This window comes from Bacillus sp. FSL K6-0042 (assembly GCF_038006685.1).
GTDB lineage: Bacteria > Bacillota > Bacilli > Bacillales > Bacillaceae_G > Bacillus_A > Bacillus_A pseudomycoides.
Genome location: NZ_JBBOVS010000001.1, coordinates 3,955,730 through 3,977,416 on the forward strand (window position 1 = coordinate 3,955,730; position 21,687 = coordinate 3,977,416).

Consider the following 21,687-nt stretch of genomic DNA (forward strand, 5'->3'; position numbering starts at 1 on the left):
TTGTTTTCGTTATGAGGTCATTCTCACTTTCTTTCCTGTTGTTGTCCACTTACCGCGGCAAGGGCTATACACGAGTTCATTAAATTGCAACACATTCAGATCACGTTGTATTGTTCGCGGTGTGATCCCGAACTCATCTACAAGGTCTTTCGTCGTTACCGTACCATTCTCATTGATGTACATATAAATTGATTTAATGCGTGTTAGCATACGAGTAGTCGTAGGTTTCAAGAGAAAACCACTCCTCTACTAGTTTTTTTGACCCCATTCAGGAAAGAAGGTCCTTACTTCCATTGTACTCCACTTGACAAATTTCATGCTTTAACCTAGTTAAATTTTACAAAAGTTTAACAAATAATAAAATATAAAAATATTGGTAGTTGACATTCTATGTCTCTTCTATCAACTACCACATAAATTTCTACGTAAAACGCCAAATTCCTGCAAATTTTTTTAGAAAAATAAAAGAAAAACTAATATGAAGTGTCTGAAAAATTAAAATTGTTCATTATTGGATGTTCTCCTGTTGTCATATCGGATTTTCGTTTGCTATGATGAAAGAGAGAATATAGAAGAGGTGAATGAGTTATGTCAGCAATTAATTGGACAGAAGAAGTTGAGAAAAGAAAAGATGAATTAATTCATGACGCGCAGCAATTCCTGCAAATTAAAAGTGTATGGGAAGAAGAAACGGAAAAAGAAGGTGCACCGTTTGGAGAAGGTGTAGCAAAGGCATTATCCTTCATGTTACATAAAGGGGAAGTAGAAGGATTTACTTCTAAAAATTTAGAAGGGTATGCAGGGCATCTTGAAATGGGACAAGGAGAAGAGTTAGTTGGCATTCTTTGTCACGTTGATGTTGTACCAGAAGGAGATGGTTGGACAACTCCTGCATACAGCGCTGATATTCGTGACGGAAAGATTTTTGCACGCGGTGCAATTGATGATAAAGGGCCAACAATGGCTGCTTACTATGCAATGAAAATTGTAAAAGAATTAGGATTGCCGCTTTCAAAACGCGTACGCATGATTTTAGGAACGGATGAAGAAAGCAACTGGAAATGTGTCGATCATTATTTCAAAAATGAAGAAATGCCAACAATGGGGTTCGCGCCAGATGCAGATTTTCCTATTATTAATGCGGAAAAAGGGATTTCTGATATACAAGTTGTGCAAAAGAATAGCGAAACAGAAGGCGGGGAATATGAGCTTGTTTCATTTGCTTCAGGTCGCCGTTTAAATATGGTTCCTGATTTTGCGGAAGCAGTGATTACGACTGAAAAAGCAGAGGAACTCAGCAATGCTTATGAACAATACTTACAAACTGTGAAGAAGACAGGTAAAGCAAATGTAGCAGGAAATACCGTGACACTACAATTAGAAGGAGTTTCAGCTCACGGTTCTACTCCTGAAAAAGGTGAAAATGCAGGACTCTTATTAGCGAACTTTTTAACAACGATTGCTCTTGACGGTAAAGGCGCTTCATTTGCGGCGTTTGTTACAGAAACATTTACGAATGATACGCTTGGAGAAAAAGCAGGAATCGCTTATAAAGATGAAATTAGCGGACCGTTAACAGTCAATGTAGGTCGCCTTTCTTATATGAAAGAAGAAGGCGGAAACTTAGGTTTAAATGTGCGCTATCCAGTAACAACGAATTTTGAAGAGACGGTGCAGAAATTAAAAGACTATGTCGGCAACAAAGGCTTCCAAGTAGCTGATTATTCTAACTCACGTCCGCATCACGTTGATAAAGATCATGTTTTAATTCGTACATTACAACGTGTGTATGAAGAACAAACAGGAGAGAAAGCGGAGCTATTAGCAATTGGTGGCGGTACATATGCTCGTTCATTAAAAGCTGGTGTAGCATTCGGTCCGCTTTTCCCTGGAAAAGAAGAACTTGCTCATCAAAAAGATGAGTATATTGAAATAGAAGATTTACTAAAAGCAACAGTAATTTATGCACAGGCAATTTATGAATTAGCGAAATAGGTTGATTTTCCTGTGATATATGACCGCTCCCTATTTTAGGGAGCGGATTCTTTTTATCCAATTGAATGAGATACAAAAGAAAAGCAACAATAACAAGAAAGGAGAAGATACAAATGGTACCACATTATTTTTTAGCAGTTACCCTGCCGGATCATATAAAAGAAATACTTGGAAATTACAAAGAAGAAATGAAGGATAAGTTGCCATTTCGCTCATGGGTATATAAGGAAGACTATCATATTACACTTGCTTTTTTAGGGAGTGCGGCGCAGGAACAATTGAAAGGAATAGAGAAAGGATTACAACTCCTTACAAATAAAACGGAATTAGATCTCACGCTGCAAAATTTTTCTACATTTGGCCTAGTAGAGAGCCCACGTATATTTTGGGCTGGATTAAAAGAAAATCAAGCGTTATTTGATATGCAAAAACAGGTGCATGCTATTTGTGAAAGAAACGGTTTTTCGCTTGAAACACGTCCCTATCATCCGCATATTACTGTTGCTCGTAAGTGGATGGGAGAAGAAACATTTAATCTTAAAGATCTGAAGCAATTAGATGCGATATTGTTTCAGGCTGATACGATTACATTGTATGAGTCTCACATCCATCAAACTCCAAAGTATGAGTCAATTTATGAAATAAAGTTACAGAATCTTAAAGTGTGAAAACGTTTCTTATGAATGTGAATATACTATAGAAAATAGTAAGTTTGTGTAACGTCCCATTTATCCTGTTATTTTCGGGCAGTAAGACCCCCCACCTCAATATTCAGAGAGAAACAAGGGAGATGGGTGGAAGATGAAGAAAACCCCCACTGATGGAAGTTTCACTTTATCTTTAGGGGATACCTATTTCTTACAGATATATAAATCTATTTTGATTTTTCAACATAAAATCCCCTGTTATGTAAAGCAAAAAGTGATCGCTACTTGTTTTCTCTCTTTGTTTTAGCGTTGCACGGGGCAGGAAGAGGTTCTGACCGCTTCTATGAATGGCCAGTTGCTCTCTCCCACCTAAAGATTGGGTTTTATGTCGGTTTTTCAAATTGTATTCATATAGTTTCATTTTAATTTCGAGAATGATGGTGATTTTTTATGCTGAAAGTAAAGCGTCCATTTGAAGCTTATTTAGATGAAATGAATAAAATTACAATTTTGCTCCCGCATACGTATGGAACAAGCCGGACATTTTTTATGCAGGAAGGAAATCATGTATGGGAGCTTAAGGTTGCTCAAATTATTTCCCTTGCAGATGTAACAAAGTATGAATGTTATATAGAATATCCACTTGATGTGGGGAAGTATTATACAGTGCGGGATGAGCGGAATGAAGAAACAGATTTACAAATTGGAGCGGTTATTCGAACGGCTGTATTTGATGAAAAATATTATTATGATGGTAGCGATTTAGGAGCTTGTTATAGAAAGGAAAAAACAACTTTTAAAATGTGGGCACCAACTGCAAGACTTGCGAAAGTAAGAATTTATAAAAATGATAAAGAGTATACGGATTATGAGATGCAAAGAGAAGAGAATGGTGTTTGGTCTCGTATTTTACAAGGAGACTTTGAATTAGCAAGGTATACATTTCTTGTTTGTATTAATTTAATATGGAATGAAGTTGTAGATCCATATGCAAAATCGGTATCGGTGAATGGTAAGTATGGAATTGTAATTGATCTTGCGAAGACATATGTAAAAGAACAAAATTCATTACCTAAACTTGAATCTTTTACGGATGCAATCCTTTATGAATTGCATATTCGTGATGCCACTATGCATCCAAATAGTGGTGTGGAAAAAAAGGGGACATATACTGGATTAACAGAAGAGAATACGAAGGGGAGACTTGGGACAGAGACGGCCTTTTCTTATATAAAAGGATTAGGAGTTACACATGTTGAGCTTTTACCTCTTCATCATTTTGCTGGAGTAGATGAAACGACCCCTTTTGTAACGTATAACTGGGGCTATAATCCATTATATTACAACGTTCCAACGGGAGTGTATGCAAGTGATCCTACCGACCCTTATAACCGAATCAAGGAATGTAAACAACTTATTGAAAAGTTTCATGAGCATGGACTCCGCGTTATTTTGGATGTTGTATACAACCATGTATATGAAAGAGAAACATCATCTTTTGAAAAGCTTGTACCAGGATACTATTTCAGACATGATGAAAATGGTATGCCATCAAATGGAACTGGAGTTGGGAATGATCTAGCATCAGAGCGAAAAATGATGCGGAAATTTATTATTAATTCTGTTTTATATTGGCTTACTGAATATAACGTGGATGGTTTTCGATTTGATTTAATGGGAATTTTAGATGTAGAAACGATGAATGAATTAGAAAAGGAAATAAGGAAAAGAAAAAAGGATGCACTGTTATTAGGGGAAGGCTGGGATTTACAAACACCGCTTCCGGCAGAAGAGAAGGCAACGCTTAACAATGCAAACAAAATGCCACAAATCGCGCAGTTCAACGATCAATTTCGTGATGGAATAAAAGGTAGCACGTTTGATGTAAGTAAACGTGGTTTTGCATTTGGAGGAAGTGTAGACCCCGCGCATTTGCAATATGTGTTAACAGGAAGTCTTGTAAATGAAAAAGGAGACGGGTTATTTTTAGAACCCATTCAAAGTATTAACTATGTGGAATGTCATGACAATATGACGATGTGGGATAAACTCGTGCGTAGCAATCAGGAAACGGAAGAAGTGCAAAAAAGGCGTCATCGTTTAGCGACAGCGATGACATTACTCTCACAAGGAATTCCATTTTTACATGCAGGACAAGAGTTTTATCGTTCTAAGAAAGGAAATGAAAATAGTTATAATGCGCTTGACGAAATTAATCAACTCGATTGGGATCAAAAAGAGAAAGAAATAGAAACAATTGCTTATATACAAGGCTTGATTGCGATTCGTAAGGCACATAGAGCGTTTCGCTTACAGTCAGCGAATCTTATAAAGAAGCATATGACATTTTTACAAACATCTCCTACTGTTGTTGCTTATCATTTACAAAATATAGGAAAGTTCGGTCCTTGGAAGGAAATTGTGGTGTTGTTTCATAATGGTGTGCAATTAGAAACGATTTCACTGCCGAAACACGAAATGTGGTACGTATTAGCAGACAGTACAAAAGCGAAAGTACATCCGATTTCTTCATTTCAAGGAAGTGAACTTCAAATGGTTCCGATTAGCTCGTATATATTGGCGATAATGTGACAAATCGCTACTTGACGATGAGAATATAATAAATGTAGAATTGACAAAGGTGACGATTTCGATAAGTTGTCATTGTATTATTGGTTTTGTAAAATATAAAAGAATAGACGGTTAGTTTGTTTTGATTTCTTGGCCCATGCCAAGTTTTCTTTTATCAAAAAAAGTAAGAAAACTCCACTTTCAAGGAATATGCTTAGTATAGTCTTTGAGGATGAAGATGAATTGCTAGTAACTGTCTTTATACAATATATTAAAAAATTAGTTCCAGGGGCGTTTGCCAATGGAATAGAGGGGTTGTGCATCAGGCAGCTGTGTCAACTCTACTCGTGTTAATCATCTGTTAGAGATGATTAACACGAGAAACCCCTACTTTAAGAGCCAAAGGAGCTAAGTGGCGGGAGTTTTCATATGAATCCACAACATCTTCAAAAGGTGTTGCGGTTTTTCTTTTCATAACTATAAAAGATAAGGATTTGTTAACGGGTAATGAATATGGAATGGTTGGAACAATTATTAGGAGAAGAGTGGAGTCTTATACCAGCTGGTGGGGCAACAGGCGATGCATATATTGCGCAAAATGGACAACAAAAGCTATTTTTAAAGCGGAATACATCGCCTTTTTTAGCGGTATTGTCAGCAGAAGGAATTGTTCCAAAATTACTTTGGACAAGAAGAGTGACGAACGGTGATGTGATTTCAGCTCAAAAGTGGCTTCCAGGGCAAAAGCTAGAGCCAGAGGATATGAAACTTGAGCGTGTTGCAAAGCTTTTAAAAAAAATACATTCATCTAAAGCGCTTGTGCAGATGATACAAAGGCTTGGAAAACAGCCGCTCTATGCGCAGGAGTTATTGCAACAATTGTATTTTGTTTTAAGAGGAGATTTAAGAACGGATGAAACGATTCAGACAGGGCTACGATATTTAAAAACCACACTGAAAGATGTTGAACATGATGAGTTTGTCGTGTGCCACTGTGACGTCAATCATAACAATTGGTTATTATCGAACGAAGATGAATTATTTTTAATTGATTGGGATGGAGCGCTTATTGCGGATCCTGCTCTTGATCTTGGTATGTTATTATATTGGTATGTTCCGCGTCACGAATGGGACGAATGGTTAGCGTATTATGGAATTGAAATGAATGAATCATTGGTTCATCGTATGAAGTGGTATGTAGTGGCACAAACTATTTTATCTGTTCAATGGCATACAACAAAAAAACAGCAAGCAGAAGCTGAATATTGGCATCAATATTTACAGCAACTACTTGCTTCAGAGTAATAAATAATTTAAGAGAAATTGTCCATTCCAGAAATCCATTGCGTGAGTTGCTCTTGATTATTGGAAATATGATTGTCTAAATCAGGAGAATATTTACCCGATTGACTATAGTAATATACATCGTTTAGCATTGCTTTTACATCGCTGTTCACACTATCGTTTGCAAGCAATGATTGAATGAGCCGTTCTAATTGTTCGCACTCAGAAACCGTTCCACAGCAATCGCTTTGGTGATTGACTAGAATATCTTTTAAAATTTCTAATTGATGTTGTTGATTAATCGGCATGATTGGATCATCCTTTCGATTGTTGTTCAATTTGAACAAGTAAGAGAAATTTTCTATTTCGTCATGGAGTAGCTAATCATTGGCTAACGAAACGTTTCTACAGGAGAGTTTCGTTCTATGCTCTTTGTAGTTTGTATCAAAATGGAACACCTTATACTTGAAAGAAACGGACCGAGTGCTCGTACGTACTTGGTTTTTTGTTTGATAGATTGATTAAAAAAGAAAGAAGGAATAAACCTTCTAAAAATAGTCTGGTAAAGAGAGGAAGACATCTATGCGTTTAAGACATAAACCATATGCAATGGATCGAATTAATGAGTATTCACAGTTTGTAATTGGAAACCCAGAGGAGCGTTGTGGCAATTGGAAAGAAGTGTTTGGAAATGACCATCCGATCCATATTGAAGTAGGAACAGGTCGTGGTCGTTTCGTTTATGAGATGGCAAAAGCGAATCCGCATATTAACTATATCGGAATTGAAAAATTCACAAGTGTTATCGTAGATGCGCTTGATAGGTTAATTGAAGAAGAAGTACCAAACTTAAAATTAATTAATAAAGATGCTGAAGATTTAACAGTTTTCTTTGCGGAAGGCGAAATTGACCGTGTGTATTTAAACTTCTCAGATCCATGGCCAAAAAATCGTCACGAGAAGCGTCGTTTAACGTATAAAACATTTTTACGCAATTATGAAGAAGTGTTAGTAACAGGCGGAGAGATTCATTTTAAAACGGATAACCAAAGTTTATTTGAATACTCTCTTATGAGTATGGCTGAATATGGCATGCTACTCACATTCCTTAGCTTAGATCTTCATAACAGTGATTTCGAAGGTAACATTATGACGGAATACGAAGAGAAGTTTTCTAGTAAAGGACATCGTATTTATCGTGTTGAAGCGAAATATAGAACAGAACCTGCGCAGTAATGCGCAGGTTTTTTTGTTGTAAAAAAACATTCTGAATTTTGTGTTAGAATAAAGAGGAACTTTAATCAGCCCGCACCAATCGGGCTTTTACGGGCAGTTGATTCCCCGACTAACTTCTTTGCATTTGCTGCATTTTGAGGTGGGAGTCTTACTGCACACGAATAGCGGGGTAAAATGGAAAAGGGGGAATGTGGAATGGAATCTTTAAAAATCGGAGAAATAAAAGTGACATGGCTCCGCGGAGGGAACACTCATTTAGATGGGGGAGCGATGTTTGGTGTCGTACCAAAAATCTTATGGTCACGCAAATATAAACATAATGATACAAATCATATTTATTTAAGAACAGATCCGTTGCTTGTACAAACGAAAGAAGGAAATATGCTCATTGATTCAGGAATTGGAAATAATAAAATGAATGAAAAAATGAAGCGGAATCAAGGGGTAACAGAAGAATCGTCAGTTGAACATTCTCTAGTGGAGCGCGGTCTAACAGCTGAAGATATTCATTATGTATTAATGACACACCTTCATTTTGATCATGCATCAGGATTAACAAAATCGGAAGATGGTGAGCTTGTTCCGACGTTTCCAAATGCAAAAGTGTATGTATCAGAAATAGAATGGAATGAAATGAAAAACCCTAATATCCGCTCTCGTAATACATATTGGAAAGAAAATTGGGAGCCAATTGTAGAGCAAATTGTCACTTTCAAAGACGAAATACAAATTTCAGATGAAATCAGAATGGTACATACAGGAGGGCATAGTGATGGTCATGCTGTAATTGTTCTTGAAAGTAAAGGAGAAACGATGCTTCATTTAGCGGATCTCTTGCCAACGCATGCTCATCAAAACGTATTATGGGTGATGGCATATGATGATTATCCAATGACTTCAATTGAACATAAGCAAAAATGGATGAAGTATGGCACAGAAAAGAAAGCATGGTTCACTTTTTATCATGATGCCTATTATCGCGCTGTGAAGTGGGATGAGGAAGGGAATATGGTTGAGAAGGTAGAACGAAAAGAGGAAAATGTATTAAGTGAAGTGTAAGAAAGATAGAAGTATGGAGTGGAGGGTCACCCCCTCCACTAAAAAGTAAATTTTTTATGTTCTTGTTCACCTACAAACACATGGCAAGGATTTGTCGAAAGAAATACTGTTAAAATATTCTGAAAATTGTTATAATATCTCTGAGTTACTGCATTGTGACATGCTCTATATGAGAAACTTTTTATTCGAAAGGGGGAAACGTATTGTATATAACGATTGGAAATTTGCTTGAACTGACTACTGGAAATTATCCAAATAAAGAAGCGATTGTTGAACCGAAAAAAAATATTCGCTGGACGTATACAGAATGGAATGAACAGGTGAATAAGCTAGCTTATGCGCTCCAAAAAAGTGGTATACAAAAAGGTGACCGTGTCTCGACATTTCTCTTTAATAGTAGTGAACTAGCAACTACATGTTTCGCTTGTGCAAAAATTGGCGCCATATTTAACCCAATCAATTTCAGATTAAAACCACAAGAACTCATTTATATATTAGAAGATGCCTCTCCAAAAATCGTACTTTTTGAACAGCAATTATCCTCTCAAGTACAAAGCATTTATAAACAGTTTCCTCATATTCAGTTCTGGTACATTGACCAAAATCATCCATCGTTTTCTATTTCATATGAAGAAAAATTATCCAATGCATTACCGGATTTTGAAACAGTAGAAGTAAAAGAAGATGATATTTGTTCCATTATGTATACAAGTGGAACAACCGGTTATCCGAAGGGAGTACTTCACCGTCACCAAGAAATTATCGATCAAAGCTTGATAGGAATCGCATATTTACATTATACCGAGAATAGTCGCGGTCTTGTAACAGCACCGATGTTTCATTGTGCTGAGCTGCATTGTTGCTTCGTTCCAAGGGTACATAGCGGCGGGGCGAATATTATTCTACACCATTTCGATGCAAAGAATGTGCTCGAAACGATTGAAAAAGAGAAGGTTACTGTTATGTTTGCGGCACCTACAATGTGGAATATGATGTTGCAGGAAGATTTAATGCAGTATGATTTATCTTCTCTTAGGTACGGTTTATATGGAGCAGCTTCAATGGCACCGGCACTTGTAAAAGCTTGTGATGAAAAATTGAATGTTTCATTAGTACAAGCTTATGGTATGACGGAAATGGGACCGGCAGTTACTTTTTTACGAGAGAATGAGCAACTTACTAAAGTAGGTTCTGCAGGAAAAGCTGCTTATAATCATGAAATTCGTGTTGTCCGTCCAAATGAAGAAGGACCATCTGAGCCGAATGATATATTACGACCGTATGAAATTGGAGAAATTATTGTGCGAGGTTCCTGTTTGATGAAAGGGTATTACAACAATGAAGAGGCAACAGCAAAAGCATTATATAAAGGATGGTACCATTCAGGAGATTTGGGGTATGTAGATACAGATGGTTATTTATACGTTGCGGATCGCGTTGACGATATGGTTGTTAGTGGTGGAGAAAACATTTACCCACGTGAGGTCGAGGATTTTTTGTATACACATGAAAGTGTTTTAGATGTTGCGGTGCTTGGAGAGAAAGATGAGCTTTGGGGAGAAAGTGTTCTAGCATACATCGTTTCAAAAGATCAGTCTCTTACCGAAGAGATATTAGATGAGTATTGCAAAGCAAGTGATAAGCTTGCTGATTATAAACGTCCACGTCGCTATGTGTTTGTTGAACAACTGCCAAGAAATGCAAGCGGTAAAATTCAAAAGTTTATTTTGCGTAATGCAGAAACGGAAGCTAAGGGGAGGATATGATGAGGCATAAATATTTACAGGAGGAGCATCACATTTTTCGTGATGCTTTTCATAAATTTTTAGAAAAGGAAGCATATCCATACTATAACGAATGGGAAAAAGAAGGAATAATTCCTCGTGCTTTTTGGACAAGAATGGGGAGTAAAGGTTTTCTTTGTCCAATGGTAGATGAGCGGTATGGTGGAGCAGGTGCTGATTTTGGATATTCGGTTGTCATTAACGAGGAACTTGAAAAGGTTGGATCAAGTTTAATCGGAATCGGTTTGCACAATGACATTGTCGTTCCATACTTCATGCAGTATGGAACAGAAGAACAAAAGAAACGTTGGTTACCAAAATGTGTAAGCGGTGAATGTATAACTGCAATTGCGATGACGGAGCCAGGAGCAGGTTCGGACTTAGCGAGTATTCGAACAACTGCAAGAAAAGAAGGTGATTATTATGTCGTGAATGGAGAAAAAACATTTATTACAAATGGTATTCATGCAGATTTAGTTATCGTTGTTTGTAAGACAGATACAAATATTAAACCGGCTCATAAAGGCATGAGTCTACTTGTTTTAGAAAGAGGAATGGAGGGATTTAAAAGAGGAAAAAAACTAAAAAAAATCGGCTTACATAGTCAAGATACAGCAGAACTTATTTTTGAAGATGTAAAAGTGCCTGCTTCGAATTTGTTAGGGGAAGAAGGAAAAGGTTTTTATTATCTCATGGAAAAGTTGCAGCAAGAACGTCTCATTGTTGCAATTGCAGCTAAAACAGCCGCGGAAGTGATGCTACATATAACGAAAAACTATGTCCAAGAGCGAAAAGCATTTGGGAAAAGTATAAGCGATTTTCAAACAGTACAGTTTCGATTAGCAGAGATGTATACGGAAATTGAAATTGGCAGAACATTTGTCGATGACTGTATTGCCAATCACATGAATGGTGAGAACATCGTAACGAAAGTATCGATGGCGAAGTGGTGGCTGACAGATCTTGCAAAAAAAGTGTCAGCAGAGTGCATACAATTGCACGGTGGATATGGATATATGGAAGAATACGAGATTGCGCGGCGTTATCGTGATATTCCAGTAAGCGCGATTTATGCTGGTACGAATGAGATTATGAAAAACATAATTGCGAAGGGTATGGGCTTATGATGTTGAAAGGAATAACAGTTGTTGATTTTTCTCACTACTTACCAGGTCCGTATGCAGCACTTCGCCTTGCTGATTTAGGTGCAGAAGTGATAAAGGTAGAACCGCTTTATGGTGATTTAGCAAGAGGGTTGGAATCTGGTAATCAGGCGTTTTTTTATGCGAATAATCGTAACAAGAAAAGTATTGCAATAAACGTAAAGCATCCAGAAGGAGTAGCGGTAGTGAAAAAACTTCTTCAAAAATCTGATGTTTTAATAGAAAGCTTTCGGCCTAACGTAATGAACCGTCTTGGTCTTGGATATGAAGAAGTTAAACGGATAAATAAAAGTATCATTTATACTTCATTAACTGGATATGGACAAAATAAAGAACATTCGAATCTTGCAAGCCACGACATAAATTTTATGGCAGTAAGCGGCGTATTAGCACAGTTGAAAGATCAAGAAGGAATTCCGGTTCATCCCAAAATTACCCTTGGGAATGAGATAGGCGGAATGATGGCTTCAGAAAAAATTATGGCAGCATTGTTTCAAAGAGAGCGAACTGGGGAAGGGAGTTATCACGATATTTCCCTCACAGATAGCTTAATGATGTTAATGAACAATCATATCATGCTTGAAAAAATGTATAACAAACGTCATGGGCTAGATTTGCTTAGCGGTAAGATTGTATGTTATTCCCTCTACGAAACGAGCGATGAAAGGTTTGTTGCGCTCGGAGCAGTTGAACAGAAATTTTGGCATTCCTTTTGTGAAGCGGTAGGAAGAGTAGAATGGGGGGATAAGCAATATGAACTAACTCAAGATGGTCAAATCATTTATGAGCAAATGAAAGCACTCTTTGCTAGTAAGCCATTGGCGTACTGGACGAAATTTGCGATGGAAGTGGATTGTTGTTTAGCGCCCGTTTTGGAGACAAATGAATTATCGTCGTCACCATTTACAAGGCATCTAGTAAATGAGAAAGGATATGTATTTACACATACGAGTCATGCATTTGCGAATCCACCGAAGCTTGGTGAGCATACCGAAGAAGTGTTGCAAAAGCTTGGATTATCGAAGTTAGAGATTGAGAGATTGGAACAATTAGATGTAATTGAGCGAGTTCGTGTATGAATAATTAGAGAGAAGATAGAGAATCAAGGGGACATTTATTTCTCGTGAATATGCAAGACTATTTCGAAAAGTATTGATTCGTTGTTGAAATGTATGTTGTGGAAATGAAAAGAAAATAATTAAAGGAGGAAAATAATGATTCAAAATATCGCAGTAATTGGTGCAGGAATTATGGGAAGTGGAATTGTCCAAGCGTTAGCGATGGGCGATAAACATGTGAAAATGTATGATATATCAGAAGAAAGTTTACAAAAAGCTTATGGAACTATCACCAAAAGCTTGAGTCGTTTCGTGAACGCAGGACGTATGACAGAGGAAGAAAAAAATGGCATTCTAGCTCATATTACTTCTACAGTTATATTGGAAGAAGCTTGCCAAAATGTAGAGCTTGTTATTGAAGCAGTACCAGAAATATTACAGTTAAAGAAGGAGATTTTTCAAAAGCTAGATTTGTATACATCGCAATCTACTATTCTAGCAACGAATACGTCTGAATTAAGTGTAACTGCAATTGCAAGTGTAACAAGTCGTCCAGAAAAAGTAGTGGGGATGCATTGGTTTAATCCCGCTCCTGTTATGAAGCTCGTTGAAATTGTACGAGGAGTGGTTACAGCAGAAAGTACGATACAAGCAGTAAGAACAGTCTCAGAAGGAATTGGGAAAGAAACGGTTGTTGTGAAAGATATGCAAGGATTTGTGACGTCGCGGGCAATTGCTATTCATATGTTAGAGTGCATGCGTATGTATGAAGAAGGAATTACAAGTAAAGAGGACATTGATAAGGCAATTAAGCTTGGTTTGAACTATCCAATGGGACCATTTGAATTAGCGGATTATGTAGGGCTAGATACGATGCTATTTGCGAGTACAGGACTAATGGAAGCATTTGGCGATAGGTTTAGAGCGCCGCAAACACTTGTGAAACTTGTAGAGGCAGGACATCTTGGAAGAAAGACTGGGAAAGGTTTTTATGATTATTCAAAAGGGAAAGTAGGCGAGAAAATATGAAGCGGGACGTTGTTATTGTTGAAGCTGTACGTACGCCAGTTGGTAAAAGAAATGGGGCATTTCGTTTACTTCACCCCATACAACTTGCGGCAGTTGCACTGAGTGAAGTAACAAAACGGGGGAATATAGAAAAAGGACTTATAGAAGATATAGTTATGGGGTGTGTAACGCCAATTAACGAACAAGGTTTTAATATTGGAAGACTTTCGGCACTTGAAGCAGATTTTCCTATAACGGTTCCAGCAGTAACGATTAATAGGCTCTGTGGTTCAGGGCAACAGGCTATTCACTTTGCTGCGCAAGAAATTAAATCAGGGGATATGGACATTACGATTGCAGCTGGTGTTGAGCATATGACAAAAGTTCCTATTTTAAGTGATGGAAATGAGCAGACGATCCCGAGTAGTCTTCGCGAAAAGTATCAAATTGTGCATCAAGGTGTATCTGCTGAGATGATTGCAGAAAAATATGGTATTACACGTGAACAGTTAGATGCTTACGCGCTAGAAAGTCATAGACGCGCACTTCAAGCTATTGAATCTGGACACTTTCAGCGAGAGATTGTACCACTGCGTGGTGTAGATAAAGAAGGCAATGAAATATTAGTTGAAAATGATGAAGGTCCGAGAAGGGATACTTCTTATGAAGCGTTATCAAATTTAAAAACAGTGTTTAAAGAAAATGGAGTGATTACAGCAGGGAATGCAAGTCAAATTAGTGATGGTGCTGCAGCAATCTTGCTGATGGATAGTGAAAAGGCTAAAGAGCTAGGTTGTAAAGCACGTGCTCGTATTGTTAATCAAGTGGTTGTTGGTTCTGACCCGACAACAATGCTTGATGGCGTTATCCCTGCAACAAAAAAAGTGCTACAAAAATCAAATTTAACAATTCGTGATATGGATGTTGTAGAAATCAATGAAGCATTTGCATCGGTTGTTTTAGCATGGCAAAAGGAAATGGAAGCGGATTTACAAAAGGTGAATGTTAATGGTGGTGCGATTGCGCTAGGTCATCCACTTGGGGCAACTGGTGCGAAATTAATGACTTCTCTTCTTCATGAATTGGAGCGGAGGCAGGGAAGGTACGGCCTACTGACAATTTGCATCGGACATGGGATGTCGACAGCGATGATAATTGAAAGAATGTGAAAAAGTGTGCAGAAATTCATCTGCACACTTTAATCTCACTACTCATGAGTGGTAGCCCTCACCTCAAAGTTATGCAAGCGGAGTATTATTGTCCGTAACAATCTAATTGGCCGGGAGTGAATAATCAATGTGGGAATGAGGCCCTCCACTGATCAAAATTTCACTTTATGCTTTTTGATTTTCTAAGTTATTTTAAGCAGCCGTTACTTCTAAAACGGTACCTGTTTTTGCATCTACTAAAAATTCAAATCGTTCTTGTATATCATTTAAAATTGTTGTAAGACCGCCGCGGTATACTTCGTACGCGACATCATATTTTTCAAACGTCTCTGGAACCATATGTACCCAAGAGCCAGTAATTTCGCCTTTATGACTTAATGCTTGTTTCACCATTTTTAATGCTTTCTCTGAAGAAATATGGGATTGTTCTTGAACTTTGTTTGCAACAAGATAACCAGCTGCAAAACCAACACCAACACCAGCTAGTAAACCTTTCCAGCTCATATATTCACCTCAATTCTATAAAGTAGTGTATTGATGATAATTATAATGCAATTTTAACGAAAAAAGAAGAAACTAGAAACATTTCGAAAATTTCGTTACAATAAAAGAGGTATTCTACTAAGGTTTGAAAGAAGGGAACTTCGTGAATAAAGAGACATTAGAATTATTTCGTACGTTAACAGAATTACAAGGTACATCAGGATTTGAACATGATGTGCGCCGTTTTATGAAAGAGGAGTTAAGTAAATATGCAGATGAAATCGTCCAAGACGGTTTAGGTAGCGTGTTCGGTCTGAAAAAAGGGGATGAAAATGGCCCACGTGTACTTGTAGCTGGTCATATGGATGAAGTTGGTTTTATGGTTACGCAAATTACGAAAAACGGGATGATTCGTTTTCAAACGCTAGGTGGCTGGTGGAGTCAAGTATTGCTGGCGCAGCGTGTACAAATTATGACGAAAAACGGCCCGGTTGTTGGGGTTGTTGGTTCGATTCCACCTCATTTATTAAGTGATGCACAACGTGCGAAACCAATGGATATAAAAAATATGTTAATTGATATAGGTGCAGATAGTTATGAACAAGCGCTTGAGATTGGTGTGAAACCAGGCCAACAAATTGTTCCAATTTGTCCGTTTACACCAATGGCAAACGAAAAGAAAATTATGGCGAAAGCTTGGGATAATCGCTACGGCTGTGGTCTTGCGATTGAATTGTTAAAAGAATTAAAAGATGAAACATTACCAAACACGTTATACTCTGGTGCGACTGTACAAGAAGAAGTTGGTCTTCGCGGCGCACAAACAGCAGCTAATATGATTCAGCCAGATATTTTCTATGCGCTTGATGCGAGTCCAGCAAATGATGCATCTGGGGATAAAACGCAGTTCGGTCAATTAGGAAAAGGAGCACTTCTTCGCATTTATGACCGTACAATGGTAACACATAGAGGAATGCGTGAATTTATTTTAGATACAGCAGAAACACATAACATTCCGTATCAGTACTTTATTTCACAAGGTGGTACAGATGCAGGTCGTGTACATACGAGTAACTCAGGTATTCCGTCAGCAGTAATTGGTGTTTGCGCTCGTTACATTCATACACATGCTTCTATTTTACATGTTGATGATTATGCAGCAGCGAAAGAATTGATTACAAAACTTGTGAAAGCAACAGATAAAACAACATTAGAAACAATTAAGAACAATGCTTAAAAGAAAGGGCCGAATTCGGCCTTTTCTTTTCGTATATGAAAAGAAATAAAAACACTCTTTTTAGATGGGAGAGAGCGTCCGCTCATGCATAGAAGCGGTCAGTGCTCTTTTTAGCCCCATACCATGTGAAACCAAAAAGAGACAATGAGTGGAGGTCTTTTTTGGGTCTCATAGCCGTAATGTATATGTTGGGAAATGGAAGAGGACATATGATGAAGAACTGAACAAAACACTCTTTTTTAGATAGGAGAGAGCGTCCGCTCATGTATAGCAAAGTTCAGACTTTTTCCTATCCCATATAGAGTTAAAAACAAAGAAAGAACAAGAGTGTCAATTACCTTTTGTTCTTTGTAGCAATGACTTATATAGAGGTGAACAATATGAAAGTAGCAGTCGGCTCAAAAAATCAAACAAAAGTAGGAGCCGTACAAGAAGTATGGAAAGAGGTAAGTATTACTTCAGTTTCTGTTCCTTCAGGAGTTGCAGCACAGCCATTTTCTGATGAGGAAACGATGCAAGGCGCAATCAATAGAGCGAAGCGAGCACTAGAAGAAAAACAAGCTGACATCGGTATCGGACTAGAAGGCGGCGTAATGAAAACAGAGCACGGTTTGTTTATGTGCAATTGGGGTGCTTTGGCGACAAGCGCGGGGAAAGTATTTGTCGCAGGCGGGGCACGGATTATGCTTCCTGATGATTTTCTTTCTCCTCTTGAAGATGGAAAAGAGTTAAGTGAAGTAATGGAGGCATTTGTAAAACGAAAAGACATTCGTAGCCATGAAGGTGCAATCGGAATCTTTACAGATCATTATGTGGATCGTACACAATTATTTGTACATGTTGTAAAGCTGTTAATTGGGCAATATAAGTATGACGAAAAACAAGCATAAACCTTGCACCATACGTGATGTATGGTAGTATAAAAGAAGATTAGAGATGAAAAGATACACTTCGTTAGAGGAGGAAATATAGATGAAATCATTAGAAAGCATGGAACAATTTCAAGAATTAAAAAATGAAGAGAACGTCATTTTTATGTTCTCAGCAGAATGGTGCCCAGACTGCCGTTTTATTGATCCATTTATGCCAGAAGTAGAAGAGAAATATAGCGATTTCTCATTTTACTATGTAGATCGTGACGAATTTATTGACCTTTGCGTGAAATTAGACGTATTTGGCATTCCGAGCTTTGTAGCGTACAATAAAGGTGAAGAAACTGGACGCTATGTAAACAAAGATCGTAAAACACAAGAACAAATCGAAGCGTTTATTGAAGGGTTAAAATAAGGCGATCTCGCCAATTAAATTGTAAAAACAACCTCTACCTTCGCGGGGGAGGTTATTTTTTTGGAAGGGAGGCAAACGAAATGAAAATGACAAGCAAAAAGATGAAAGACGAGTTAATGACTAGATTAGCTCGTCCAGAGTGGGAATTTCATTATGATAGCGAGAAGGATACGCTCCGTATTGAACAAAAAGATACGAAAAAGGGAATTAATGTTTCGCTTCCAGGAGTTGTGGCGAAATGGGAAGTGAAGAAGGAAGCAGCGATTGAAGATGTTGTGTATTACGTACAAGAGGCGCTACTTGCGATGCATAAAGAAGAAAGCGGCGCGGCAAAAATTTTACCGGTTATTCGATCCACTTCTTTTCCAAAGCAAGCTGAAGAAGGAAACCCTTTCGTAATGACAGATCATACAGCAGAAACGCGCATTTATTATGCATTAGATTCCAATAAAACATATCGATTAATTGATAAACGTTTGTTACAAAAACTAGGACTTACAGAGCAGCAAGTACGTGAAATGGCATTGTTTAATGTACGTTCCTTAAGTCATTCATTTAAACAAGATGAAGTGGCGGGGAATACATTTTATTTCTTAAACACAAATGATGGCTATGATGCGAGTCGTATTTTGAATGAATCATTATTACAATCGATGCGTGAAAAGATTTCAGGTGACATGGTTGTAGCTGTTCCACACCAAGATGTATTAATTATTGCTGATATCGTGAACGAAATCGGTTATGATATTATTGCACAAATGACAATGAAGTTTTTTGCCGAAGGTCATGTTCCGATTACATCACTTTCATTCGTATATGAAGATGGGGACTTTGAGCCAATCTTTATTTTAGCGAAGAATCGGAAGAAGACAAATGGAAAAGAGAAAGGATGAACAAAGTGAACGTTTTTTACAACCTTGAAGGAATTGGCGACACATTAATCGTTGCCTTACAAGATATCACATTAGAAAACCGTACATTTGACCGCAAAGGAGATGTTGCACGCGTTTATGATCGTGAAAGCAACGTAACAGGAGGATTCAACATCTTTAATGCGTCTTCTTATGTAGAAGTAAAGGAAACAGGAAACATTACTTTAACAAAAGAGCTTGTTGAAAAAATCAATGACATTTTAGCAAAGAATGGCTTTGAAGAAAAAGTAGAAGCAGACCTCACGCCGAAATTTGTCGTTGGCTACGTAGCTGAAAAAGAAAAGCATCCAAATGCAGATAAACTAAACATTTGTAAAGTAGAAATCGGTACAGATACACTACAAATCGTATGTGGTGCACCAAACATTGATGCAGGACAAAAAGTTGTTGTCGCAAAAATCGGTGCTGTAATGCCAAGTGGTATGTTAATTAAACCAGCTGAGCTTCGCGGCGTTCCATCTTCTGGAATGATTTGTTCTGCACGTGAATTAGAGCTTCCGGATGCTCCTCAGGAAAAAGGTATTCTTGTATTAGAAGACAGCTATGAGGTTGGACAAGAGTTCAAATTTTAATTGATATATAATTACAAATTGAAAACCCGACATAAAACCCAATCTTTAGGTGAGAGAGAGCATCCGGCCATACATAGAAGTGGTCAGATCCTTTTCCTGCCCCATGCCAAGTGAAAACAAAGGGAAAAAACAAGTAGCGATCATCTTTTGTTCTTCGTAGCAGCGAACGATATGCCGGAAAATTAAAATAGAATTATATAGAAAAAATAGTCTCATGATAAAATGAGGCTATTTTTTTATTTACATGTCCTTATATTGTAACGCTTTTCTCAAAATCTATATTGTATTTCAAAAACAAATTAGTTAAAATTTAGAAAAATATATAAATGCAAATTGAAAACCCGACATAAAACCCAATCTTTAGGTGGGAGAGAACATCTGGCCATGCATAGAAGCGGTCAGCCCCTTTTCCTGCCCCATGTCAAGTGAAAACAAAAAGAGAGAACGAGTGCAGGTCACCTTTTGTTTTTCATAGCAGCGACTTATATGTTGAAAAATCAAAATGGAGTTATATAGAAGGAGATAGGAACATATGAGACAATTTCCAAAAGTGAAAGAGCTTCTGGGGCTTATCGAAACTTCGAAGAAACATGATATTGAATTACAATCATTTGAAATATATTTATTGCATGAAAATGAATTGGAAAAGGGACAAATTGGATATCGATATGATAAAAACAAAAATTCACTCATGAGTGGGAAAAAGGGAGATTGGCAAGAGAGTTGGATTGTTATTGGATATGATACAGATATGGGTGATCCTATCTTTGTTGATATAGATAATCCACTCCATCCGATCTACACAGCTGAACAAGGATCGGAAATATGGGAACCAGTTTGTATAGCACGTAGTATAGATGAGATTATGAAACAGTTAAAAGAAATTTAGGGTGTTTTTATATAAATGCAAATTGAAAACCCGACATAAAACCCAATCTTTAGGTGGGAGAGAACATCTGGCCATGCATAGAAGCGATCAGTCCCTCTTTCAGTCCCATGCCAAGTGAAAACAAAAAGAGAGAACGAGTACAGGTCACCTTTTGTTTTTCATAGCAGCGACTTATACACTTGGAAACCAAAATGGATATATAAATAGAGTATGCGCAAAGTAGATGGGAGGAGGAAGCTATGAAATATATAAAAATGATGTGTGTAGTTGTATTACTTGGAATATATATGGGAGCGTGCTCGAAGGAACAAGAGAAGAAAATACCATCTACTGTGCAAGAAGAGAATAAAAAGGTTGTAGAACAAACGAAAGAAACGCCACCAGAGAAGCAAGCGGAAAAAGAGAAGAAAATAGAAGCTGAATTACCAGTGGAACAAAATGGAGAACAAGAGAAAAATGTTGAACAAGAACCATCCGTGGAGCAAGATGAAAAACAAGAGCTAAAGGTAGAGCAAGTACCACAGGCTGAGGAATCGGCCAAAACCCTTGAGGTAAAAGGAAATGCTGAGCAAAAACAAGCAAAATTTCTTGTTGTAATTGACCCAGGGCATCAAGAGAAAGCAAATTTAAATTTAGAACCAATTGGCCCGGGGGCAACTGAGCAAAAGTATAAAGTGACTGATGGAACGACAGGTGTTGTGACGAAAAAAAGAGAATCTGTTCTTGTATTAGAAGCTGCTGTCATATTGAAAGAGAAGCTCGAAGCAAAAGGTATGCAAGTACTTATGACAAGAACAACACATGATGTTGATATAAGTAATAAGGAGCGAGCGACATTTGCGAATGAGCATCAAGCAGATTTATTTTTACGCCTTCATGCGGATGGTTCAGAAAATCGAGCACAAAAAGGGTTTGCTGTGTTGACGCCAGCGGAAGGAAATACATATACAAAAGGAATCTATGCAGAAAGTTTACAAGTTTCTCAAATAATCGTAAAGAAAATGAAAGAAAACAGCCAGGTAAAAGTAAATGGAATCAAGTTTCGAGATGATCTTTCTGGATTTAATTGGTCAAAAGTTCCAGGCGTTTTACTTGAGCTTGGATTTATGTCGAATCCTGAAGAAGATCAGAAACTATCAGACACACAATATTTAGACTCTTTACTGCAAAGTGTAACCGATAGTGTAGAAGAATATCGGAAGAGTAAAGCTTAAACGGCAGTCTTATATATGAGGCTGTTTTTTTATGTATAAATACAAGTGAAAACCTTTCTTTTTGGGTGTGAGAGAGGGGACCGGCTATGTATAGAAGCG

The 21,687-nt window shown here is 37.6% G+C and carries 21 protein-coding genes; 18 read left to right on the forward strand and 3 right to left on the reverse strand.

Translation table 11 applies throughout. The annotated features are described in order from the left end of the window. Positions 1–9: 9 nt before the first annotated feature. Positions 10–231 carry a DeoR family transcriptional regulator gene (locus MHH45_RS20335; protein ID WP_000805512.1) on the reverse strand — a complete coding sequence of 74 codons (222 nt, stop codon included), beginning with the start codon at positions 229–231 and terminating at the stop codon, positions 10–12. A 357-nt stretch (positions 232–588) separates the two neighbouring features. On the opposite strand from MHH45_RS20335, the gene pepV reads away from it, so the two are divergent. The 4 genes from pepV (at position 589) to MHH45_RS20355 (ending at position 6,518) form a co-directional block, all read left to right on the forward strand. Then, positions 589–1,995, forward strand: a complete 1,407-nt coding sequence (gene pepV, locus MHH45_RS20340) for a dipeptidase PepV (protein WP_088093798.1) — start codon at positions 589–591, stop codon at positions 1,993–1,995. A gap of 113 nt (positions 1,996–2,108) precedes the next feature. Then, positions 2,109–2,663 carry an RNA 2',3'-cyclic phosphodiesterase gene (thpR, locus tag MHH45_RS20345; protein WP_016116692.1) on the forward strand — a complete coding sequence of 185 codons (555 nt, stop codon included), beginning with the start codon at positions 2,109–2,111 and terminating at the stop codon, positions 2,661–2,663. Between the two features lie 429 nt (positions 2,664–3,092). Beyond that, positions 3,093–5,234 (forward strand): type I pullulanase, encoded by a 2,142-nt coding sequence (pulA, locus tag MHH45_RS20350; protein WP_016116691.1) that lies wholly within the window; start codon positions 3,093–3,095, stop codon positions 5,232–5,234. 486 nt (positions 5,235–5,720) lie between these two features. Beyond that, complete coding sequence (locus MHH45_RS20355; RefSeq protein WP_016116690.1) at positions 5,721–6,518, forward strand: phosphotransferase family protein; 798 nt, start codon at positions 5,721–5,723, stop codon at positions 6,516–6,518. A gap of 8 nt (positions 6,519–6,526) precedes the next feature. On the opposite strand, the gene MHH45_RS20360 is transcribed toward MHH45_RS20355, so the two are convergent. Further along, positions 6,527–6,805 (reverse strand): YtzH-like family protein, encoded by a 279-nt coding sequence (locus MHH45_RS20360; RefSeq protein WP_016116689.1) that lies wholly within the window; start codon positions 6,803–6,805, stop codon positions 6,527–6,529. A 274-nt stretch (positions 6,806–7,079) separates the two neighbouring features. Here MHH45_RS20360 and trmB point away from each other — a divergent pair, with 274 nt between their 5' ends. The 7 genes from trmB to MHH45_RS20395 all read left to right on the forward strand — a co-directional run bounded on the left by trmB (position 7,080) and on the right by MHH45_RS20395 (position 14,974). Next, positions 7,080–7,733 (forward strand): tRNA (guanosine(46)-N7)-methyltransferase TrmB, encoded by a 654-nt coding sequence (gene trmB / locus MHH45_RS20365; RefSeq protein WP_003201235.1) that lies wholly within the window; start codon positions 7,080–7,082, stop codon positions 7,731–7,733. 195 nt (positions 7,734–7,928) lie between these two features. Further along, positions 7,929–8,792, forward strand: a complete 864-nt coding sequence (locus MHH45_RS20370) for a YtnP family quorum-quenching lactonase (RefSeq protein ID WP_016116688.1) — start codon at positions 7,929–7,931, stop codon at positions 8,790–8,792. Between the two features lie 203 nt (positions 8,793–8,995). Then, positions 8,996–10,558, forward strand: coding sequence for a fatty acid--CoA ligase (locus MHH45_RS20375; protein ID WP_016116687.1), 1,563 nt, complete (start codon positions 8,996–8,998; stop codon positions 10,556–10,558). Beyond that, positions 10,558–11,703 carry an acyl-CoA dehydrogenase family protein gene (locus MHH45_RS20380; protein WP_016116686.1) on the forward strand — a complete coding sequence of 382 codons (1,146 nt, stop codon included), beginning with the start codon at positions 10,558–10,560 and terminating at the stop codon, positions 11,701–11,703. The genes MHH45_RS20375 and MHH45_RS20380 overlap by 1 nt, the downstream gene beginning before the upstream one ends. Then, positions 11,703–12,818, forward strand: a complete 1,116-nt coding sequence (locus tag MHH45_RS20385) for a CaiB/BaiF CoA transferase family protein (protein ID WP_016116685.1) — start codon at positions 11,703–11,705, stop codon at positions 12,816–12,818. Before MHH45_RS20380 ends, MHH45_RS20385 begins: the two co-directional genes overlap by 1 nt. 135 nt (positions 12,819–12,953) lie before the next feature. Then, the gene (locus MHH45_RS20390) at positions 12,954–13,826 is read left to right on the forward strand and encodes a 3-hydroxyacyl-CoA dehydrogenase family protein (RefSeq protein ID WP_016116684.1); all 873 of its coding nucleotides are present in this window, start codon (positions 12,954–12,956) and stop codon (positions 13,824–13,826) included. Beyond that, on the forward strand, positions 13,823–14,974 hold the full coding sequence (locus MHH45_RS20395; RefSeq protein ID WP_016116683.1) for a thiolase family protein: 1,152 nt from the start codon (positions 13,823–13,825) through the stop codon (positions 14,972–14,974). The genes MHH45_RS20390 and MHH45_RS20395 overlap by 4 nt, the downstream gene beginning before the upstream one ends. 192 nt (positions 14,975–15,166) lie before the next feature. Here MHH45_RS20395 and MHH45_RS20400 read toward each other — a convergent pair whose 3' ends face one another. Then, complete coding sequence (locus MHH45_RS20400; protein ID WP_016116682.1) at positions 15,167–15,478, reverse strand: PepSY domain-containing protein; 312 nt, start codon at positions 15,476–15,478, stop codon at positions 15,167–15,169. A gap of 142 nt (positions 15,479–15,620) precedes the next feature. Between MHH45_RS20400 and MHH45_RS20405 the strand changes: the two genes are divergently transcribed. The 7 genes from MHH45_RS20405 to MHH45_RS20435 all read left to right on the forward strand — a co-directional run bounded on the left by MHH45_RS20405 (position 15,621) and on the right by MHH45_RS20435 (position 21,588). Next, positions 15,621–16,694, forward strand: coding sequence for a M42 family metallopeptidase (locus tag MHH45_RS20405; RefSeq protein ID WP_016116681.1), 1,074 nt, complete (start codon positions 15,621–15,623; stop codon positions 16,692–16,694). Between the two features lie 380 nt (positions 16,695–17,074). Then, on the forward strand, positions 17,075–17,584 hold the full coding sequence (locus tag MHH45_RS20410) for a DUF84 family protein (protein WP_003201255.1): 510 nt from the start codon (positions 17,075–17,077) through the stop codon (positions 17,582–17,584). Positions 17,585–17,666: 82 nt separating this feature from the next. Next, the gene (locus MHH45_RS20415) at positions 17,667–17,981 is read left to right on the forward strand and encodes a thioredoxin family protein (RefSeq protein WP_003201257.1); all 315 of its coding nucleotides are present in this window, start codon (positions 17,667–17,669) and stop codon (positions 17,979–17,981) included. A gap of 80 nt (positions 17,982–18,061) precedes the next feature. Then, the gene (locus MHH45_RS20420; RefSeq protein WP_016116680.1) at positions 18,062–18,874 is read left to right on the forward strand and encodes a DUF1444 domain-containing protein; all 813 of its coding nucleotides are present in this window, start codon (positions 18,062–18,064) and stop codon (positions 18,872–18,874) included. Next, a complete protein-coding gene (ytpR, locus tag MHH45_RS20425) occupies positions 18,871–19,485 on the forward strand; it encodes a YtpR family tRNA-binding protein (RefSeq protein ID WP_016116679.1) in 615 nt (204 codons plus the stop codon). Before MHH45_RS20420 ends, ytpR begins: the two co-directional genes overlap by 4 nt. A gap of 532 nt (positions 19,486–20,017) precedes the next feature. Then, the gene (locus MHH45_RS20430; protein ID WP_003201263.1) at positions 20,018–20,374 is read left to right on the forward strand and encodes a hypothetical protein; all 357 of its coding nucleotides are present in this window, start codon (positions 20,018–20,020) and stop codon (positions 20,372–20,374) included. Between the two features lie 239 nt (positions 20,375–20,613). Beyond that, a complete protein-coding gene (locus tag MHH45_RS20435; protein ID WP_016116678.1) occupies positions 20,614–21,588 on the forward strand; it encodes an N-acetylmuramoyl-L-alanine amidase in 975 nt (324 codons plus the stop codon). Positions 21,589–21,687 lie beyond the last annotated feature (99 nt).

What these genes read in the sequence shown, in the direction of transcription:
- MHH45_RS20355 (WP_016116690.1), top strand. Translation starts at nt 5,721, where the DNA reads ATGAATATGGAATGGTTGGAACAATTATTAGGAGAAGAGTGGAGTCTT.
- MHH45_RS20400 (WP_016116682.1), bottom strand. Translation starts at nt 15,478, where the DNA reads ATGAGCTGGAAAGGTTTACTAGCTGGTGTTGGTGTTGGTTTTGCAGCT.
- MHH45_RS20390 (WP_016116684.1), top strand. Translation starts at nt 12,954, where the DNA reads ATGATTCAAAATATCGCAGTAATTGGTGCAGGAATTATGGGAAGTGGA.
- MHH45_RS20360 (WP_016116689.1), bottom strand. Translation starts at nt 6,805, where the DNA reads ATGCCGATTAATCAACAACATCAATTAGAAATTTTAAAAGATATTCTA.
- MHH45_RS20385 (WP_016116685.1), top strand. Translation starts at nt 11,703, where the DNA reads ATGTTGAAAGGAATAACAGTTGTTGATTTTTCTCACTACTTACCAGGT.
- thpR (WP_016116692.1), top strand. Translation starts at nt 2,109, where the DNA reads ATGGTACCACATTATTTTTTAGCAGTTACCCTGCCGGATCATATAAAA.
- MHH45_RS20415 (WP_003201257.1), top strand. Translation starts at nt 17,667, where the DNA reads ATGAAATCATTAGAAAGCATGGAACAATTTCAAGAATTAAAAAATGAA.
- pepV (WP_088093798.1), top strand. Translation starts at nt 589, where the DNA reads ATGTCAGCAATTAATTGGACAGAAGAAGTTGAGAAAAGAAAAGATGAA.
- MHH45_RS20380 (WP_016116686.1), top strand. Translation starts at nt 10,558, where the DNA reads ATGAGGCATAAATATTTACAGGAGGAGCATCACATTTTTCGTGATGCT.
- MHH45_RS20410 (WP_003201255.1), top strand. Translation starts at nt 17,075, where the DNA reads ATGAAAGTAGCAGTCGGCTCAAAAAATCAAACAAAAGTAGGAGCCGTA.
- MHH45_RS20420 (WP_016116680.1), top strand. Translation starts at nt 18,062, where the DNA reads ATGAAAATGACAAGCAAAAAGATGAAAGACGAGTTAATGACTAGATTA.
- trmB (WP_003201235.1), top strand. Translation starts at nt 7,080, where the DNA reads ATGCGTTTAAGACATAAACCATATGCAATGGATCGAATTAATGAGTAT.
- pulA (WP_016116691.1), top strand. Translation starts at nt 3,093, where the DNA reads ATGCTGAAAGTAAAGCGTCCATTTGAAGCTTATTTAGATGAAATGAAT.
- MHH45_RS20430 (WP_003201263.1), top strand. Translation starts at nt 20,018, where the DNA reads ATGAGACAATTTCCAAAAGTGAAAGAGCTTCTGGGGCTTATCGAAACT.
- MHH45_RS20395 (WP_016116683.1), top strand. Translation starts at nt 13,823, where the DNA reads ATGAAGCGGGACGTTGTTATTGTTGAAGCTGTACGTACGCCAGTTGGT.
- MHH45_RS20370 (WP_016116688.1), top strand. Translation starts at nt 7,929, where the DNA reads ATGGAATCTTTAAAAATCGGAGAAATAAAAGTGACATGGCTCCGCGGA.
- ytpR (WP_016116679.1), top strand. Translation starts at nt 18,871, where the DNA reads ATGAACAAAGTGAACGTTTTTTACAACCTTGAAGGAATTGGCGACACA.
- MHH45_RS20435 (WP_016116678.1), top strand. Translation starts at nt 20,614, where the DNA reads ATGAAATATATAAAAATGATGTGTGTAGTTGTATTACTTGGAATATAT.